Consider the following 16,743-nt stretch of genomic DNA (forward strand, 5'->3'; position numbering starts at 1 on the left):
GCCCGGTTACATTCCGAACCCGGAAGCTAAGCCTCACAGCGCCGATGGTACTGCAGGGGGGACCCTGTGGGAGAGTAGGACGCCGCCGAACAATTCTTCAAAGGGTTGGACCCTGAACTTCGGTTCCGGGTCCAACCCTCTTTTGTTGTCCGTCACTTGAAGTTCACGTGGCGCAACCACCATCCGCAGCATGGGTACTGCAGCAATGCTCAGGGCCGCCGGCGTCGGAGTCGGTGACGAGGTCGTCGTACCGGCCTTCGGGAACGTGGAAGTCGCCGAAGCGGTGACCCTGGCCGGTGCGCTCCCGGTGTTCGCCGACATAGATCCGGCGACGTACTGCCTCGATCCGGCCGCGGTGGAGGCCGCCGTAACTCCTCGTACCGCGGCCGTCGTTGTCGTCCATCGTTTCGGGCGGCCGGCCGATGTGGTGCGGATGCGTGCGCTCGGGCAGCGGCACGGGCTGCTGGTGCTGGAGCAGGGGGAGTCCGAGGCGCCGTACGACGAGATAGCCCAGCGGCGGCAGCGGGCCGGGTACCTGGACGCCCGGCTGAAGGGCGTGCGGACGCCCGAGGGCGGGGTCGGGCACACCTATCAGCAGTACGTCGTGCGGGTGCCGGGGAACGGGCGGCCGGACCGGGACGCCTTCGCACGGGCCATACGGGTCAGAGGAGTTGACTGCCGGGTGCCGGTGAAGACGCCCGTGCACCGGCTGCCCGGGTTCCGGCAGTGCGTGGCGCTGCCGGAGACCGAGCGGGCCGCCGACGAGACACTGGCGCTGCCGGTCGACGCCTCGCTGACGAAGCGGGACATGCAGCGGATCGTGTCCGCGTGCAACGCTCTCGGAGGGTTGCTGCAGCCCGCCTTCTGATCGGTTTGGGAGCACGGGTCTGTTCGGGGTATGATCTATTCCGTTGCCGCGAGGGAAACCTCGAAAAAGCGACAGGCCCCTATAGCTCAGTCGGCAGAGCGTCTCCATGGTAAGGAGAAGGTCAACGGTTCGATTCCGTTTGGGGGCTCAGAGAAAAAGGCCTCCGCCCTTTCGGGCGGGGGCCTTTTTCGCTGCCCGGACCGTGTCAGGCGTTCTGGAGACCGGGGACGCGCATCGCGAGGATGGCCATGTCGTCGGACGGGGCGTCGGAGGCGAAGCGTTCCACGGCGCGCATGATGCGGGCCGCGACCGCGCCCGCCGTGAGGCCGGTGCAGGTGGTGAGGACGTCGGCGAGGCCGTCGTCGCCCAGCATGCGGGTGCCCTCACGGCGTTCGGTGACGCCGTCGGTGACACAGAGGAGGACGTCGCCGGGGTCGAGGGTGACCGTCTCCTCGTAGAGCTCCAAGTCCTCCAGGACGCCGAGGAGCGGCTGGGGTTCCGCGGCCGCCTCGACCGTGCCGTCCGGGCGCAGGCGCAGCGGGAGCGGGTGGCCGGCGCAGACCACCTTCAGTTCGGCGCTGCCGTCCTCCTGGGTGCGCAGTTCGCCGTAGAGGAGGGTGAGGAAGCGGCTGCGGTCGCCCTCGTCGAGGATGGCGGAGTTCAGGCGCTCGAGGACGGCGGGGCCGCTGAGGCCTTCGCGGGCGAGCAGGCGCAGCGCGTGGCGGGCGAGGCCGGTGACGGCGGCGGCGTTCGGGCCCGTGCCGCAGACGTCGCCGATGGCGAAGCCGTAGACGCCGTCGCGGATGGGGAAGACGTCGTAGAAGTCGCCGCCGACCTCGTTGCCCTCGCCGGCGGCGCGGTAGATGACCTCGACCTCGACGCCGTCGATCTGCGGGTACTCCGGGGGGAGCAGGCTGCGCTGGAGGGACTGGCTGATCGCGGTGCGCTCGGAGTAGAGGCGGGCGTTGTCCAGGGCGAGGGCGGCGCGGCGGGAGAGGTCCTCGGCGAGTTCCAGGATCTCCTGGCGGAAGTGCTCGTCGGTGGGCTTGCCGAGGGTGAGCATGCCGATGACGCGGTTGCGGGCGACGAGCGGCAGGACGACGGTCTCGCCGCCGACTGCGGCGGCCGTGGCGAGGGTGGGGCCGATGCCCGAGCTGACCGTGGCCGGTTCGCCGAGGCCGAGGCTGCGCATGGAGGAGCGGAGCGCGGCCTGGTGGGCGGCCTCGGCGGGCGCGGACCAGACGCGGGCGCCGGGGGTGGGGACCGGGTCCGGCGGGGGGATCTTGGACAGCAGTGACTTGATGCCGTCGATGAGTTCCTCGTCCTCGTGCAGGACGTACGACAGGTCCGGCTCGGAGGACTGGTCGGCGATGGTGTAGACGGCGCACCAGGTGGCGAGGGTGGGGACCGTCATCTGGGCCATGAGGGCCAGGGTCTGGTCGCGGTCGAGGGTGCCGGCGAGGAGATCGGAGGCCTCGACGAGGAAGCTGAGGGAGCCTCGGCGCAGGCGTTCGAGTTCGCCGAGGCGGGCGGACTCGACGGCCAGGGCGATGCGGTCGGCCGCGAACTGGAGGCGGAGGGCCTCTTCGTTGCTGTAGCGGCCGGGGGCTTCGGCGGCGACGCCGAGGGAGCCGGTGAGGCGGCCCTCGACCTTCAGCGGGACCGTGACGACGGAGCGCATGCCGGTGCCGTTGAGGAGGGGGACCGCGCCGGGGACGGCCGCGAGGTCGTCGTGGACGGCGGGCATCCGCGCGGAGCCGTAGCGGCCGGGGCCGGCTTCGACGGGGACGCGGGCGAAGCGCTGGCGGGCGGAGGGCAGGCCGGTGGAGGCGCGGACCTCGAGTTCCGTCTCGTCGTCGGTGGCGAGCAGCAGGAAGGCGGAGTCGCCGTCGAGCATGTCGCGGGCGCGTTCCACGGTGCGCTGGAGGAGGCCGTCGAGGTCGTCGGGGGCGGGGGAGCCGATGAAGATCTCGAAGGGGTCGGCGCTCTGGCCCTCGGCGGCGGGCGGGGCGTCGGGGGAGACGTGGCGCAGCGGTGTCTGCAGGACGGCGCGTTCGTGGTCGCGTACGAGGAGGCAGACCGTGGAGGGTTCGCCGGCGGTGTCGCGGACGCGCAGGTGGGAGGCGTACACGGGGACGACCCGGCCGGAGGCGTCGCGGATGCCGTAGCTGCCCTCCCAGCGGGAGAGCTGGAGGGCTTCGGCGATGCCGGTGCCGGTGCCGGGGGTGTGCGGCCAGGCGGCGAGGTCGGTGAGGGGTTTGCCGGTGACCAAGTCGGCCTGGTAGCCGAAGAGTTCCTCGGCGTCCTCGTTCCACGCGTTGATGGCGCCGGTGCGGTCGATCTGGATGACGGCGACGCGGACCCGGCCGTCGGCGAGCGGCAGCAGGTCGGCGGGGAGGGAGGGGCCGGCGGTGCGGGTGCCGACCGGGCGTTCGGGCAGTGCGAGCTGGAACCAGACGTTCTTGTGGGTGGGGGTGTACTCGACGCCCCAGCGGGTGGCGAGGGCCGCGCAGAGCTGGAGGCCGCGGCCGCCCTCGCGGTCGGGGCCGCTCATGGTGACGGCCGCGTTCTGGAGGGGGACCTCGCGTTCCGGGTAGCGGTCGGAGACCTCGATGCGGACGCCGTCGTCGGCGCGCAGGCACAGGACGTCGGCGGCGGTGCCCGCGTGGACGACGGCGTTGGTGACCAGCTCGCTGGTGAGGACGACGGCGTCGTCGACGATGTCGGCGTAACCCCAGCCCTGGAGGGTGTCGCGGACGAAGGAGCGGGCGGACGCGACCGAACGCCCCACGGGGTCGAAGCTGGCGGCCGCGCGCGCGGTGATCACGGAACTCCTCGACCTGCTTTCGTCGTGCGGGGCCCCGGGGCCGTCCGGCGCGGGCTCGGGCTCGTGCCGGGTCTGGGGCGGCAGGCCGCCCGTCGGCCGGGGGTCCGGGGGCTGTCCCCCGGGGATCAGTCCGGTGGTCATGTATGCGGCCGCCCCTCCATGCCCGCTCGTACTCGTGCCACCGCCCAGGCCGGACGGACCGGCGTGGCTGGACAGCCGGATGCAAGGTTACTTACCTTCGCCGTCCATGCGGATGCCGGTCTGCAGTGTTTCCGTCCGGAGGGTGTGCGGACGGTGTGCGAAGCTGCCGAACTGTTATGGCCTGGTTCGGCCGGGGTGAAACACTGGGCAGGGTTCCGGTGGAGTCCGGGCAGGCCGAGTGTGATCGTCGGGGCGGGGCAGCAGCCTCCCTGGGTACGGCGTGTGCGGCCTGGCGGGATCCCGTGCGGGAGCAGCCGGTAGCCCGGAGGCCGACGGCAGCAGTACCCGAGCACAGCAGTGAATGGTCGACCCCTGCGGGAGGGACACAGTGGAGTCTGGCGCAGCGACGCGGGGCACGAAGACGCGCGCGAAGAGCGGACCGTCCCTGGGCAAGCGGCGCATCGCGCCGAGCGGGAGCACCACCGAGGTGGACACCGCTGCCCTGAACCGGTTGCTGGCGGCCCTGGTGGCCATGCGTGACGGGAATTTCCGCAAGCGGCTCACGGTGTCCGGCGACGGCGTGATGGCGGAGATCGCGGCGGTCTTCAACGAGGTGGCCGACCGCAATCTCCATCTCACGGGTGAGCTGTCGCGGGTGCGCCGGATGGTCGGCCGTGAGGGGAAGCTCACGGAGCGGCTGGAGACGGGTGCCTGCGAGGGGTCGTGGGCGGCGGCGATCGACGCCTCGAACGCGCTGGTGGACGATCTGGTCTGGCCGGTGTCGGAGGTCAGCCGGGTGCTGTCGGCGGTGGCCGAGGGCGACCTGTCGCCGCGGATGGACCTGCGGACGCAGGCGCCGGACGGTACGGGGCATCCGCTGCGCGGGGAGTTCCTGAAGGTCGGGCGGACGGTGAACAATCTGGTCGACCAGTTGTCGACGTTCACCGACGAGGTCACGCGGGTGGCCAGTGAGGTCGGGACCGAGGGCAAGCTGGGCGGGCAGGCGCGGCTGCGCGGTATGTCGGGTTCGTGGAAGGACCTGACGGAGTCCGTCAACACGATGGCGCACCGGCTGACCGCGCAGGTGAGGGACATCGCGCTGGTGACGACCGCGGTCGCCAAGGGTGATCTGTCCCGGAAGGTCACGGTGCACGTGGCCGGCGAGATGCTGGAGCTGAAGAACACCGTCAACACGATGGTGGATCAGCTGTCGGCGTTCTCCTCGGAGGTGACGCGGGTCGCGCGCGAAGTGGGCACGGAGGGTGAGCTGGGCGGTCAGGCCCAGGTGCCCGGGGTGGCCGGCGTGTGGAAGGAACTCACCGATTCGGTGAACACCATGGCCGGCAACCTGACGGCGCAGGTGCGGGGCATCGCGGAGGTGACGACCGCGGTCGCCAACGGTGACCTGTCCCGCAAGGTGACCGTGCAGGCGCGCGGTGAGGTGGCGCAGCTCGCCGAGACCATCAACCAGATGACCGAGACGCTGCGGATCTTCGCGGACGAGGTCACGCGCGTGGCCAACGAGGTCGGCGCGGAGGGGCGGCTCGGCGGGCAGGCGAACGTGCCGGGCGCGGCCGGGACGTGGAAGGACCTGACGGACTCCGTCAACACGGTGTTCCGGAACCTGACCACTCAGGTGCGGGACATCGCCGCGGTGACGACGGCGGTGGCGAACGGCGATCTGTCGCAGAAGGTCACGGTGGACGTGGCCGGCGAGATGCTGGAGCTGAAGAACACCGTCAACGGGATGGTGGACCAGCTGTCCGCGTTCGGTTCCGAGGTGACGCGGGTCGCGCGGGAGATCGGTGACGAGGGTGAGCTGGGCGGTCAGGCGCAGGTGCCGGGCGCGGCGGGCACCTGGAAGGACCTGACGGACTCCGTCAACACGGCGTTCCGGAATCTGACCGGACAGGTGAGGAACATCGCGCAGGTCACCACGGCGGTGGCCAACGGCGACCTGTCGCAGAAGGTCACGGTGGACGTCTCCGGCGAGATGCTCCAGCTGAAGAACACCGTGAACACGATGGTGGACCAGCTGTCGTCGTTCGCCGACCAGGTGACGCGGATGGCGCGGGAGGTCGGCACCGAGGGCCGGCTCGGGGGTCAGGCGCAGGTGCCGGGCGTGTCCGGGACGTGGAAGGAGCTGACCGACTCGGTCAACTCCATCACCGGCAATCTGACCGCGCAGGTGCGGCAGATCGCGCAGGTGACGACGGCGGTGGCGCGCGGTGACCTGTCGCAGAAGATCACCGTGGACGCGCGCGGCGAGATCCTCGAGTTGAAGAACACCATCAACACGATGGTCGACCAGCTCTCCGCGTTCGCCGACCAGGTGACCCGGGTGGCCCGCGAGGTGGGTACGGAGGGCCGGCTGGGCGGTCAGGCGCAGGTGCCCGGCGTCGCCGGTGTGTGGCGTGACCTGACCGACTCGGTGAACGGCATGGCCGGCAACCTGACGGCGCAGGTGCGGCAGATCGCGCAGGTCGCGACCGCGGTGGCGCGCGGTGACCTGTCCCAGAAGATCACCGTGGACGCGCGCGGTGAGATCCTGGAGCTGAAGAACACGCTGAACACGATGGTGGACCAGCTGTCGTCGTTCGCGGAGGAGGTCACCCGCGTCGCCCGCGAGGTGGGCACCGAGGGCAAGCTGGGCGGTCAGGCCGAGGTGCAGGGGGTGTCCGGCACCTGGAAGGACCTCACCCAGTCCGTGAACTTCATGGCGAACAACCTGACCGTGCAGGTGCGCAGCATCGCCGACGTCACCACCGCGGTCGCCAAGGGCGATCTGTCGAAGAAGATCACCGTCGACGCCAAGGGCGAGATCCTGGAGCTGGTGACCACCGTCAACACGATGGTGGACCAGCTGTCGAGCTTCGCCGAACAGGTGACCCGGGTGGCCCGCGAGGTGGGCACCGAGGGCATCCTGGGCGGCCAGGCGCACGTGCCGGGCGTCACCGGCATCTGGAAGGACCTCAGCGACAACGTCAACCTGATGGCGAAGAACCTCACCATGCAGGTGCGGAACATCTCGCAGGTCGCGGCGGCGGTCGCCAACGGTGACCTCACGCGGACGGTGACGATCGAGGCGCGCGGTGAGGTGGCGCAGCTCGCCGACACCTTCAACACCATGGTGAAGACGCTGAGTTCGTTCGCCGAGCAGGTCACCAAGGTGGCCCGTGAGGTGGGTACGGACGGCATCCTCGGCGGGCAGGCGCACGTGCCGGGCGTGGCGGGCACGTGGAAGGACCTCACCGAGTCGGTGAACCAGATGGCGTCCAACCTGACCGGTCAGGTGCGCAACATCGCCATGGTGACGACGGCCATCGCCAAGGGTGACCTGACGAAGAAGATCGACATCGACGCGCGCGGTGAGATCCTGGAGTTGAAGACGACCATCAACACGATGGTCGACCAGTTGTCCTCCTTCGCCGAGGAGGTCACCCGCGTGGCCCGTGAGGTGGGCACCGAGGGCCAGCTGGGCGGTCAGGCGCGGGTGCGGGACGTGGACGGCACCTGGCGGGACCTGACCGAGTCGGTGAACGAGATGGCCGGGAACCTGACCCGGCAGGTGCGGGCCATCGCGCGCGTGGCGACCGCGGTGACCCGCGGCGACCTGAACCTGAAGATCGACGTGGACGCCTCGGGCGAGATCCAGGAGCTTCAGGACTACATCAACAAGATGATCGCCAACCTGCGCGACACCACGATCGCCAACAAGGAGCAGGACTGGCTGAAGGGCAACCTGGCCCGAATCTCGGCGCTGATGCAGGGCCGCCGCGACCTGGAGGACGTGGCCTCGCTGATCATGAGCGAGCTGACGCCGGTGGTGTCCGCGCAGCACGGCGCGTTCTTCCTGGCGATGCCGCTGGCCGACGACCAGGACCTGGGCGGTGACAACGACGACCAGTACGAGCTGCGCATGCTCGGGTCGTACGGCTACTCGATGGGTTCGATGCCGACGTCGTTCCGGCCGGGTGAGGCGCTGGTGGGCACGGCCGCCAAGGAGAAGCGGACGATCCTGGTCGAGAACGCGCCGAGCGGCTACCTGAAGATCTCGTCCGGGCTGGGGGAGGCGCCGCCCGCGCAGGTCATCGTGTTGCCGGTGCTGTTCGAGGGCACGGTGCTCGGCGTCATCGAGCTGGCCTCGTTCACGCCGTTCACGCAGATCCAGAAGGACTTCCTGAACCAGATCGCCGAGATGATCGCGACCAGCGTCAACACCATTTCCGTCAACACCAAGACGGAGGTGCTGCTGAAGCAGTCGCAGGAGCTGACCGAGCAACTGCGGGAGCGGTCCGCCGAGTTGGAGAACCGGCAGAAGGCGCTCCAGGCGTCCAACGCCGAACTGGAGGAGAAGGCGGAGCTGCTGGCGCAGCAGAACCGCGACATCGAGGTGAAGAACACCGAGATCGAGGAGGCGCGGCAGGTCCTGGAGGAGCGCGCCGAGCAGCTCGCGGTGTCGATGCGCTACAAGAGCGAGTTCCTGGCGAACATGTCGCACGAGCTGCGGACGCCGCTGAACTCGCTGCTGATCCTGGCCAAGCTGCTCGCCGACAACGCGGACGGCAATCTCACGCCCAAGCAGGTGGAGTTCGCGGAGACGATCCACGGCGCCGGGTCCGACCTGCTCCAGCTGATCAACGACATCCTCGATCTGTCGAAGGTCGAGGCGGGCAAGATGGACGTCTCGCCGACGCGGATCGCGCTGGTGCAGCTCGTCGACTACGTGGAGGCGACCTTCCGGCCGCTGACCGCGGAGAAGGGCCTGGACCTGTCGGTGCGGGTCTCGCCGGAGCTGCCGGCCACCCTGCACACCGACGAGCAGCGCCTGCTCCAGGTGCTGCGCAACCTGCTGTCGAACGCGGTGAAGTTCACCGACTCCGGCTCGGTGGAGCTGGTGATCCGGCCCGCGCGGGACGACGTGCCGCAGGCGATCCGGGAGCAGCTGCTGGAGGCCGGGTCGCTGACCGAGCCGGACGCGGAGCTGATCGCGTTCTCGGTGACCGACACCGGGATCGGGATCGCGGCGAGCAAGATGCGGGTGATCTTCGAGGCGTTCAAGCAGGCGGACGGCACGACCAGCCGCAAGTACGGCGGTACGGGCCTCGGGCTGTCCATCTCGCGGGAGATCGCGCAGCTGCTCGGCGGTGAGATCCACGCGCAGAGCGAGCCGGGCCGCGGCTCGACGTTCACGCTGTACCTGCCGCTGCACCCGGGCGAGCTGCCGCCGCACGGCTACCCGCAGGCGATGCCGGCGGCGGGCGAGCCGCCGGCGCTGGAGCCGGGGCAGGCGGACGTGGCCATCGAGACGCCGGCGGAGGTGAAGTCGTACCACGAGACGCAGAACGGGGCGGCCGCGCTGTTCCGGCGCCGGCGCCGGGCCTCGGTCACCCAGCACCCGATCACGACGCCCGAGCAGTGGGCGCCCGCCGACCAGGAGGGCGCGCCGCAGACCCAGCACAGGGTCCGGTTCACCGGCGAGAAGGTGCTGATCGTCGACGACGACATCCGCAACGTGTTCGCGCTGACCAGCGTCCTGGAGCAGCACGGCCTGTCGGTGCTGTACGCCGAGAACGGCCGGGAGGGCATCGAGGTGCTGGAGCAGCACGACGACGTCGCCGTGGTCCTGATGGACATCATGATGCCCGAGATGGACGGATACGCGACGACCACCGCGATCCGCCGGATGCCGCAGTTCGCCGGGCTGCCGATCATCGCGCTGACGGCGAAGGCGATGAAGGGCGACCGGGAGAAGGCGATCGAGTCGGGGGCTTCCGACTACGTCACCAAGCCGGTCGACCCCGATCACCTGCTGTCCGTGATGGAGCAGTGGATGCGCGGTGAGTGACGGTGGGGCAGGCCGGGCGCCGGGCCTGTGTGCGGATGTGGCGGGACGTGTGAGAGTTCACGCGGATCTGCTGACTCGGAGTGGCGGAGACCGTGTGGACGTACGCGATTCTGGGAACCTTCAGGTCTCACGCCGCGTTTCCGCTCTGTGCACAGTGACATCGCGGTGACAGGGTGTGGCGACAGGCGGGGTGCGGCTACGATGACCGGCACGAGGACGGGCGGCGTAACGGAGTCGTCCCCTGGGGCGGCGCCCGGTGCACTGCCGGGGCGAGGAGGGCGGGCCATGGTGCAGAAGGCCAAGATCCTCCTGGTCGATGACCGGCCGGAGAATCTGCTGGCGCTGGAGGCGATCCTCTCTGCGCTCGATCAGACGCTGGTGCGGGCATCGTCCGGGGAGGAAGCGCTCAAAGCACTGCTCACGGACGATTTCGCGGTCATCTTGCTGGATGTCCAGATGCCGGGCATGGACGGTTTCGAGACCGCCGCCCACATCAAGCGGCGTGAGCGGACGCGGGACATCCCGATCATCTTCCTCACCGCGATCAACCACGGACCGCACCACACCTTCCGCGGGTACGCGGCGGGCGCGGTGGACTACATCTCCAAGCCGTTCGACCCGTGGGTGCTGCGCGCGAAGGTGTCGGTCTTCGTCGAGCTGTACATGAAGAACTGCCAGCTCAGGGAGCAGGCGGCGCTGCTGCGGCTCCAGTTGGAGGGCGGCGGCAAGGGCGCGGTCGGCAGCGGCAAGGAGGCCGCCGGACTGCTCGCGGAGCTGTCCGCGCGCCTCGCGGCGGTCGAGGAGCAGGCCGAGGCGCTGTCCAAGCAGCTGGACGACGAGTCGGCGGACGCGGCCGTGGTGGCCACGGCGGCGCACCTGGAGCGCAAGCTGACCGGGCTGCGGCGGGCGCTGGACGCGCTGGAGCCGGGGACCGGCGGGGTGTCGTCGGTGCCCTCGCAGGGCTGAGCGCACCCGCTCGGAACCGGCGCTCGCGCAACCGTGGTTGGCGGGTGCGGCCGGGTGCGCGCTCCGCGGGCGGGAGACGGTGGTCCGGCGCCCATGAGGAGCGGTGGCCGTTCGCCGTGAGCACGCGTCAATTTCCGTCCCGCGCAAGGGCGACACGAACGGGTGAAGCAGGAGGCACACGTGTCCCCTGTCGGCTCCCCCGGTAACCTCACACCTATGGCCTCACGTCCCTCCGCAGCCAAGAAGCAGCCCGCGAAGAAGGCGGCCGCTCCCATGAAGGCTCCGGCGCGGAAGGCCGCGGCGAAAAAGGCCCCCGTGAAGAAGGCTCCGGCCAAGAAGGCGCCCGCGCGGAAGGCCGCGGCGAAGAAGGCCGCGCCGCCGAGGCCGGCGCCCAGCCCCACCGGGGGCGTCTACCGGCTCGTCCGCGCGGTCTGGCTCGGCCTCGCGCACGCCGTCGGCGCCGTGTTCCGCGGCATAGGACAGGGCGCGAAGAACCTCGACCCGGCGCACCGCAAGGACGGCGTCGCGCTGCTGCTGCTCGCCCTCGCGCTGATCGTCGCGGCGGGCACCTGGTCCAACCTGCGCGGCCCCGTCGGCGACCTCGTCGAGATCATCGTGACGGGCGCCTTCGGGCGGCTCGACCTGCTCGTGCCGATCCTGCTCGCGGTGATCGCCGTACGGTTCATCCGCCACCCCGAGCAGCCCGAGGCCAACGGCCGGATCGTGATCGGTCTGTCCGCGCTGCTCATCGGCGTGCTCGGGCAGGTCCACATCGCCTGCGGCTCGCCCGCGCGCAGCGACGGCATGCAGGCCATAAGGGACTCCGGCGGCCTGATCGGCTGGGCCGCGGCGAGCCCGCTGACGTACACCATGACCGAGGTGCTGGCCGTACCGCTGCTGGTGCTGCTCACCCTCTTCGGACTGCTCGTGGTCACCGCGACGCCGGTCAACGCGATCCCGCAGCGGCTGCGGCTGCTCGGTGTGCGGCTGGGCCTGGTCAGCGACCCCGAGCCGGACGAGTTCGTGGCGTACACGGACGACGACGAGCGCTACGACGAGCAGTGGCGCGAGACGATCCCCGTACGCCCGCGCAGGCGGGGGCCCGCCCCGGAGGCGTACGACCCCGACGGCGCGGAGCAGGAGGCTCTCTCGCGGCGCCGCGGCCGGTCCCGGCGGCCGGCGGTGCCGCAGCCCGAGACGGACCGGCAGATGGACGCCGTGGACGTCGCCGCGGCCGCCGCCGCGGCGCTCGACGGCGCCGTGCTGCACGGCATGCCCCCGTCGCCGGTGGTCGCCGACCTCACGCAGGGCGTGCGGACCGAGGACCGCGAGCCGACGACCCCGACGGCGACGCCCGCCCCCACCCCGGCTGCCGCCCCGACGCCGGTGCCGGCCGCGCGGCCGCGGCAGGAGCAGTCGAAGCCGGCGGTCCCCGACCTCACCAAGACGCCCCCCAGCAAGCCCCGCGACCTGCCCGCCCGAGCGGAGCAGCTCCAGCTGTCCGGCGACATCACCTACGCCCTGCCGTCGCTGGACCTGCTCACGCGGGGAGGTCCCGGCAAGGCGCGCAGCGCCGCCAACGACGCCATCGTCGAGGCGCTGACCACCGTCTTCACCCAGTTCAAGGTCGACGCGCGGGTCACCGGATTCACGCGCGGGCCGACGGTCACGCGCTACGAGGTCGAGCTGGGCCCGGCCGTGAAGGTCGAGCGGATCACCGCGCTGACCAAGAACATCGCGTACGCCGTCGCCAGCCCGGACGTGCGGATCATCAGCCCGATCCCCGGCAAGTCCGCGGTCGGCATCGAGATTCCGAACACCGACCGGGAGATGGTCAACCTCGGTGACGTGCTGCGGCTCGCGGAGTCGGCGGAGGACGACGACCCGATGCTGGTCGCCTTCGGCAAGGACGTCGAGGGCGGCTACGTCATGCACTCGCTGGCGAAGATGCCGCACATGCTGGTCGCGGGCGCCACCGGCTCCGGCAAGTCGTCCTGCATCAACTGCCTGATCACCTCGATCATGATGCGGGCGACCCCGGAGGACGTCCGGATGATCCTGGTCGACCCCAAGCGGGTGGAGCTGACGGCGTACGAGGGCATCCCGCACCTGATCACGCCGATCATCACCAACCCGAAGCGGGCCGCCGAGGCGCTGCAGTGGGTCGTACGGGAGATGGACCTGCGGTACGACGACCTGGCGGCGTACGGCTACCGGCACATCGACGACTTCAACCGCGCGGTGCGCGAGGGCAAGGTCAAGCCGCCGGAGGGCAGCGAGCGTGAGCTGCAGCCGTATCCGTATCTGCTGGTCATCGTGGACGAGCTGGCCGACCTGATGATGGTGGCGCCGCGGGACGTCGAGGACGCGATCGTGCGGATCACGCAGCTCGCCCGCGCGGCCGGCATCCACCTGGTGCTGGCAACCCAGCGGCCGTCCGTGGACGTCGTCACCGGTCTGATCAAGGCGAACGTGCCCTCCCGGCTCGCCTTCGCCACCTCCTCGCTGGCCGACTCGCGGGTCATCCTCGACCAGCCGGGCGCCGAGAAGCTGATCGGCAAGGGCGACGGGCTGTTCCTGCCGATGGGCGCGAACAAGCCCACCCGTATGCAGGGCGCCTTCGTCACCGAGGCCGAGGTCGCGGCCGTCGTCCAGCACTGCAAGGACCAGATGGCGCCGGTCTTCCGGGACGACGTCGTCGTCGGGACCAAGCAGAAGAAGGAGATCGACGAGGACATCGGCGACGACCTCGACCTGCTGTGCCAGGCGGCCGAGCTGGTCGTCTCCACCCAGTTCGGGTCGACCTCGATGCTCCAGCGCAAGCTGCGCGTCGGCTTCGCCAAGGCGGGGCGGCTGATGGACCTGATGGAGTCCCGGAACATCGTGGGGCCCAGCGAGGGCTCGAAGGCGCGGGACGTGCTGGTGAAACCGGACGAGCTGGATGGCGTGCTGGCGATGATTCGCGGGGAGTCTGAAGCGTAAGGACGGACGCTGGTGGTCCCGCGGATGGAACGCGATACTCCGGTTGCTTGATCGTGACTCACCCGTAAGGGAACGGTGAGCAACCGTTTCCCTTCGCCGCACGTCAAGTTGAGGGAAGCGAGAACCGCGTACCCGACCGTCGGGACGACCGGCCATTCCGATGGCGTACAAAGTCCTACCGCCCGGTTGCCCCACCCTTTCGCACCCCCCCTAGACTGAACCTCCAGCAGGTGGCTACACGCTCGAAAGGCGCCCCCGTGTCCATCGGCAACTCCCCTGAAGACGAGCGTCCGTTCGATGACGTAACCGACGTTTCCGACGTTCCCGAGAAGCCCCGCACCTCCATCGGCCGTGCCCTGCGGCAGGCCCGTACCGCGGCCGGGCTGACCGTCGACGACATCAGTACCGCCACCCGTGTCCGGATCGCGATCGTGCACGCGATCGAGGCCGACGACTTCGCGCCCTGTGGCGGCGACGTCTACGCCCGCGGCCACATCAGGACCCTGGCCAAGGCCGTCCACCTGGATCCGGCGCCGCTGATCGAGCAGTACGACGCCGAGCACGGCGGCCGGCCGGCGCCCACCCCCGCCGCACCCCTGTTCGAGGCGGAACGCATCCGCCCGGAGCGGCGGGGGCCGAACTGGACCGCGGCCATGGTCGCCGCGATCGTGGCCGTGGTCGGCTTCGTCGGGTTCACCGTCTTCAAGGGCGGCTCCGGCAGCGGCGCCGAGGCCCAGGTGGCCGAGGGCGCCACGCCGACGCAGAGCAGGAGCGCCTCGCCCGGCGACGGCGACGGCAAGACCTCCCCGAAGCCGGACCCGACCGAGAGCGCCATCGCCGCCGCACCGCAGGACAAGGTCACCGTGCAGGTCAGCGCGGTCAACGGGCGCAGCTGGATCTCGGCCAAGGACCACAGCGGCCGGCTGCTCTTCGACGGGCTGCTCAAGCAGGGCGACTCCAAGACCTTCCAGGACAGCTCCAAGATCAACCTGGTGCTCGGTGACGCGGGCGCCATCCAGCTCTATGTGAACGGCAAGAAGATCGAGGACGACTTCCAGCCGGGCGCCGTGGAGCGGCTGACGTACACCAAGGGCGACCCCCAGGTCGGATAAGCGTTCGCATCAGGGGAAGCCGGTACGGGGTTGGCCAAGATCGGTCAACCCCGTCGACGTGGGGTGTCCGCGGGACGAAGTAGTCTTGAGCCCATGCCTGAACGCCGTACCGTCGCACTGGTCACCCTTGGCTGCGCCCGTAACGAGGTGGACTCGGAGGAGCTGGCAGGCCGTTTGGAGGCGGACGGCTGGCAGCTCGTCGAGGACGCCGCGGACGCCGATGTCGCCGTGGTCAACACCTGCGGCTTCGTCGACGCCGCGAAGAAGGACTCCGTCGACGCGCTGCTGGAGGCGAACGACCTCAAGAACCACGGCAGGACCCAGGCCGTGGTCGCGGTCGGCTGCATGGCCGAGCGGTACGGCAAGGAGCTGGCCGAGGCCCTGCCCGAAGCCGACGGCGTGCTCGGCTTCGACGACTACGCCGACATCTCCGACCGCCTCCAGACGATCCTCAGCGGCGGCATCCACGCCGCCCACACCCCGCGCGACCGCCGCAAGCTGCTGCCGATCAGCCCGGCCAAGCGCCAGGAGTCCGCGGCGGAGGTCGCCCTTCCGGGACACGCGCCCGCCGACCTCCCCGAGGGCCTGGCCCCCGCCTCCGGCCCGCGCGCGCCGCTGCGCCGCCGGCTGGACGGCTCCCCGGTCGCCTCGGTCAAGCTGGCCTCCGGCTGTGACCGGCGCTGCACCTTCTGCGCCATCCCGTCCTTCCGCGGCTCCTTCATCTCGCGCCGCCCGAGCGACGTGCTCAACGAGACGCGGTGGCTCGCCGAGCAGGGCGTGAAGGAGATCATGCTGGTCTCCGAGAACAACACCTCCTACGGCAAGGACCTGGGCGACATCCGCCTGCTGGAGTCCCTGCTGCCCGAGCTGGCCGAGGTCGACGGCATCGAGCGGGTGCGCGTCAGCTACCTGCAGCCCGCCGAGATGCGCCCCGGTCTGATCGACGTGCTGACCTCCACCCCCAAGGTCGCCCCCTACTTCGACCTCTCCTTCCAGCACTCGGCCCCCGACGTGCTGCGCGCGATGCGCCGCTTCGGTGACACCGACCGCTTCCTGGAACTGCTGGACACCATCCGGAGCAAGGCTCCCGAGGCCGGTGTGCGCTCCAACTTCATCGTCGGCTTCCCCGGCGAGACCGAGGCCGACCTGGCCGAGCTGGAGCGCTTCCTGAACAACGCTCGCCTGGACGCCATCGGTGTCTTCGGCTACTCCGACGAGGAGGGCACCGAGGCCGCGACGTACGACAACAAGCTCGACGAGGACGTCGTCGCCGAACGCCTGGCCCGGGTCTCCCGGCTGGCCGAGGAACTGGTCTCGCAGCGCGCCGAGGAGCGCGTGGGCTCGACCGTGCGCGTCCTGGTCGAGTCGGTCGACGACGAGGACGGCGTTTACGGCCGTGCGGCGCATCAGGCGCCCGAGACGGACGGACAGGTGCTGCTGACGAGCGGCGAGGGCCTGAGTGTCGGTCTTATGGTCGAGGCGAAGGTGGTCGGTACCGAGGGTGTCGACCTGGTGGCCGAGCCGCTGGCGGGCCATCCCGGAGGCAGTGAGGAGGCGGGCAGATGACCGGAGTGCCGGCGGCCGCGGGCGGTTCCGCCCGGGCGAACGGCCCGGCCGCGCCGTCCTCCGCCCCGGGGCCGGGCACGGTGGGCGGCGCCGCCGCTCAGGGGCCGGGCGGGCCGGGTGCCGGAGCCGGGGTGGCTGCCGCCGCGGTGGTCGGGGATGTCTCACCGGGTGAGACTGTGGGCGTCTCCGGGGGCGTTGCCGGGGGTGTTGCCGGCGTTCCCGATGGTTCTGGTGGTCTGTCCGCGAGTGCGTCGGGGGATGCGGCCGGGGGTGGTTCCGGCGGGTCGTCCGAGGAGGCGGCCGGTGGCGCGTCAGGCGGCGCGTCCGGCGGTGCCTCGGGTGCGGGGGCCGGGAGCGGGGCGCGTGCGGCGTCCGGGAGTACGGCCGGTGCGGTGTCCGGGAATGCGGCTGGTCCGGGGCACGGGAATGCGGT

At 70.7% G+C, this 16,743-nt stretch carries 7 protein-coding genes, 1 tRNA gene and 1 rRNA gene; 8 read left to right on the plus strand and 1 reads right to left on the minus strand.

All coding sequences use genetic code 11. The features are described from left to right. The 3 genes from rrf to AB0K92_RS12675 all read left to right on the plus strand — a co-directional run. Positions 1-91 (plus strand): 5S ribosomal RNA (gene rrf / locus AB0K92_RS12665); the annotation flags it as partial. A gap of 114 nt (positions 92-205) precedes the next feature. Continuing rightward, positions 206-868 carry a DegT/DnrJ/EryC1/StrS family aminotransferase gene (locus AB0K92_RS12670; RefSeq protein ID WP_365922258.1) on the plus strand — a complete coding sequence of 221 codons (663 nt, stop codon included), beginning with the start codon at positions 206-208 and terminating at the stop codon, positions 866-868. A gap of 75 nt (positions 869-943) precedes the next feature. Then, positions 944-1,016 (plus strand) — tRNA-Thr (locus tag AB0K92_RS12675). Between the two features lie 57 nt (positions 1,017-1,073). Here AB0K92_RS12675 and AB0K92_RS12680 read toward each other — a convergent pair. Beyond that, positions 1,074-3,836: a SpoIIE family protein phosphatase gene (locus tag AB0K92_RS12680; protein WP_365922073.1), complete on the minus strand. Its 2,763-nt coding sequence runs from the start codon at positions 3,834-3,836 to the stop codon at positions 1,074-1,076. 388 nt (positions 3,837-4,224) lie between these two features. On the opposite strand from AB0K92_RS12680, the gene AB0K92_RS12685 reads away from it, so the two are divergent. The 5 genes from AB0K92_RS12685 to rimO all read left to right on the plus strand — a co-directional run bounded on the left by AB0K92_RS12685 (position 4,225) and on the right by rimO (position 16,310). Beyond that, positions 4,225-9,684 (plus strand): HAMP domain-containing protein, encoded by a 5,460-nt coding sequence (locus AB0K92_RS12685; RefSeq protein WP_365922075.1) that lies wholly within the window; start codon positions 4,225-4,227, stop codon positions 9,682-9,684. Between the two features lie 285 nt (positions 9,685-9,969). Next, positions 9,970-10,650: a response regulator gene (locus tag AB0K92_RS12690; protein WP_166002632.1), complete on the plus strand. Its 681-nt coding sequence runs from the start codon at positions 9,970-9,972 to the stop codon at positions 10,648-10,650. A gap of 216 nt (positions 10,651-10,866) precedes the next feature. After that, entirely contained in the window at positions 10,867-13,632 is a 2,766-nt protein-coding gene (locus AB0K92_RS12695; protein ID WP_365922077.1) for a DNA translocase FtsK, read from the plus strand. A 257-nt stretch (positions 13,633-13,889) separates the two neighbouring features. Further along, positions 13,890-14,744: a RodZ domain-containing protein gene (locus tag AB0K92_RS12700; protein WP_365922079.1), complete on the plus strand. Its 855-nt coding sequence runs from the start codon at positions 13,890-13,892 to the stop codon at positions 14,742-14,744. Positions 14,745-14,837: 93 nt separating this feature from the next. Beyond that, positions 14,838-16,310 carry a 30S ribosomal protein S12 methylthiotransferase RimO gene (rimO, locus tag AB0K92_RS12705; RefSeq protein WP_365922081.1) on the plus strand — a complete coding sequence of 491 codons (1,473 nt, stop codon included), beginning with the start codon at positions 14,838-14,840 and terminating at the stop codon, positions 16,308-16,310. The last annotated feature ends 433 nt before the right edge of the window (positions 16,311-16,743 follow it).

The sequence above is a fragment of the Streptomyces sp. NPDC052687 genome, assembly GCF_040678395.1.
Lineage (GTDB): Bacteria > Actinomycetota > Actinomycetes > Streptomycetales > Streptomycetaceae > Streptomyces.